This window comes from Mesorhizobium sp. M1E.F.Ca.ET.041.01.1.1 (genome assembly GCF_003997355.1).
Lineage (GTDB): Bacteria > Pseudomonadota > Alphaproteobacteria > Rhizobiales > Rhizobiaceae > Mesorhizobium.
This window is the reverse complement of the sequence record NZ_RZSL01001235.1, coordinates 1-509: the sequence shown is the minus strand read 5'-3', so window position 1 is coordinate 509 and position 509 is coordinate 1. Positions and strand designations below refer to the sequence as shown.

Here is a 509-nt window from a genome sequence, read left to right as displayed (position 1 = left end):
TACGGGGAGAGGGTAAGGGTGAGGGGCAGCGCAGGCGCTGCGCATCATGGTGCCCATGAAGAACATTCTGATCCTTGGCGGAACCACCGAAGCCCGGCAGTTGGCAGGAAAGCTTACCCGTCGCGCGGATTTCTCGGTCACGCTGTCGCTGGCCGGCCGCACCGAAAGTCCCGTCGCGCAAGGCGTGCCGGTGCGCGTCGGCGGCTTCGGTGGCGCAGAGGGGTTGGCCGTCTATCTCAGCGAACAACACGTCCACCTGCTGATCGACGCTACGCACCCTTATGCGGCGCGCATTTCTGCCAATGCCGCCGAGGCGGCCCAGCAAACCGGTGTGCCGATCATTGCCCTGCGGCGTCCCGGCTGGGAGCCTGTGGCTGGTGATCGTTGGACGCTCGTTGCCGGTGTTGCTGAAGCGGCCAACGCGCTCGGCATGGCGCCACGTCGCGTTCTTCTCGCGATCGGCCGGCAGGAGGCCGGCGCCTTCGAGGCTGCTCCGCAGCATCACTACC

Annotated in this window: 1 protein-coding gene; it reads left to right on the top strand. The window is 66.8% G+C overall.

Features of this window, described 5'->3' with window-relative positions:
* Positions 1–55: 55 nt before the first annotated feature.
* Positions 56–509: precorrin-6A/cobalt-precorrin-6A reductase (locus EOA38_RS38545; RefSeq protein ID WP_189435270.1), on the top strand; the 454-nt coding region annotated here is incomplete at its 3' end.